Origin of the sequence: Undibacterium sp. Dicai25W (assembly GCF_049340505.1) — a bacterium.
Lineage (GTDB): Bacteria > Pseudomonadota > Gammaproteobacteria > Burkholderiales > Burkholderiaceae_D > Undibacterium > Undibacterium jejuense.
The window spans coordinates 1-1,388 of sequence record NZ_JBMPOQ010000049.1; the positions used below are offsets into that span (position 1 = coordinate 1).

Annotated in this window: 1 protein-coding gene and 2 pseudogenes; 1 reads left to right on the forward strand and 2 read right to left on the reverse strand. The window is 44.7% G+C overall.

The annotated features are described in order from the left end of the window. Window positions 1-135: pseudogene (locus tag ACO0KY_RS19610) on the reverse strand (TerC family protein); the annotation flags it as partial. 198 nt (window positions 136-333) lie between these two features. On the opposite strand from ACO0KY_RS19610, the gene ACO0KY_RS19615 reads away from it, so the two are divergent. Further along, entirely contained in the window at window positions 334-1,284 is a 951-nt protein-coding gene (locus ACO0KY_RS19615) for a BsuBI/PstI family type II restriction endonuclease (protein ID WP_423048914.1), read from the forward strand. Between the two features lie 2 nt (window positions 1,285-1,286). Here the strand turns inward: ACO0KY_RS19615 and ACO0KY_RS19620 are convergent. Beyond that, a pseudogene (locus ACO0KY_RS19620) lies at window positions 1,287-1,388 on the reverse strand (putative Na+/H+ antiporter); the annotation flags it as partial.

Consider the following 1,388-nt stretch of genomic DNA (forward strand, 5'->3'; position numbering starts at 1 on the left):
TAAATGGAAACGATCCGCCATGTCCGCCAACAGGAAATACAAAGCACGCAAGCCCATGATGGCGAAGATATTCGAGGTGAACACAATAAACGGGTCGGTCGTTACAGCAAAAATGGCCGGGATCGAGACAACAGCAATGGGTTTGGCTTGCTTTCTAAATAGCACTGCCCTAGATGACCATTTCCGTGTTTTTTCAGGACATACCCAAGTCAATGCAACTGACTTAAAAAACATGCGATACCCAACAATGGCAACCTTAAAAGCACTTGGCAAGGCATACAAGACCACAATGAACCAAGAACAAATTGACCAACTTTTAATGGGAGTTATTTAATGAGCAGTCAGGATGAAAAATTACAACAAGCCTACAACATTCTTATTCAGCTAGGAATGCCACGGCAACAATTGAACGAACGGACAGCCCTTTGTCTGCTTTGTTTGATTGATATGACACCTGACAAACCTTGGAGTCAAGCGACCAACCCACTTGTTGGCATCACTCCCATAATGGATTGGTCAAGACAGCATTACAGCAAGGAATATGCACCCAACACCCGCGAGACTTTCCGTAGACAGTCTATGCACCAGTTCATCGAGGGAGCTATTTGTCTCTACAACCCTGACAATCCAAGCCGACCAGTTAACAGCCCAAAAGCTGTCTACCAGATTGAACCAAATTTATTGATGGTGTTGAGAACCTTTGGCACTGCACAGTTTGAGCCAATGCTTAACGGTTATCTACAACAACGGCAGACACTTGCTCAAATGTATGCACGAGAGCGAGACATGCTAATGATCCCGTTGGAACTGGCTAACGGTGAAACAATCAGTCTTTCAGCAGGTAGTCATTCCGAGCTGATAAAGGACATTGTTCAAGATTTTGGTGCCAGGTATGTTCCAGGTGGCAGACTTGTCTATGTTGGCGACACTGGCGACAAGCACGGTTTCTTTGATGTTGAGTTCCTTGCATCATTGGGTGTGAGACTGGACAACCACGGCAAATTGCCTGATGTGGTCATCTACAGCACCACAAACAATTGGCTCTTTCTTATTGAGTCCGTCACGAGTCATGGACCTGTTGACCATAAACGATATGGCGAATTGACAGCCTTGTTCAAGAATTGCACAGCAGGACTTGTCTTTGTATCTGCATTCCCTGACTCACGAACCTATGCAAAATATTCAAGTGTCATCGCTTGGGAAACTGAGGTTTGGATTGCTGATGCACCGACTCACATGATCCATTTCAACGGTTCTAGGTTCTTAGGTCCATACAATCAATAATAAGAAACATTGACGAACAAAACACCAAGAGTCAGATATTTCATACGTGTGGAAATCGCTTTTTTGTAAAAGCGTTCACGCAGCATCAGTGCCGCCAGCGTCAT

What these genes read in the sequence shown, in the direction of transcription:
- ACO0KY_RS19615 (WP_423048914.1), top strand. Translation starts at nt 334, where the DNA reads ATGAGCAGTCAGGATGAAAAATTACAACAAGCCTACAACATTCTTATT.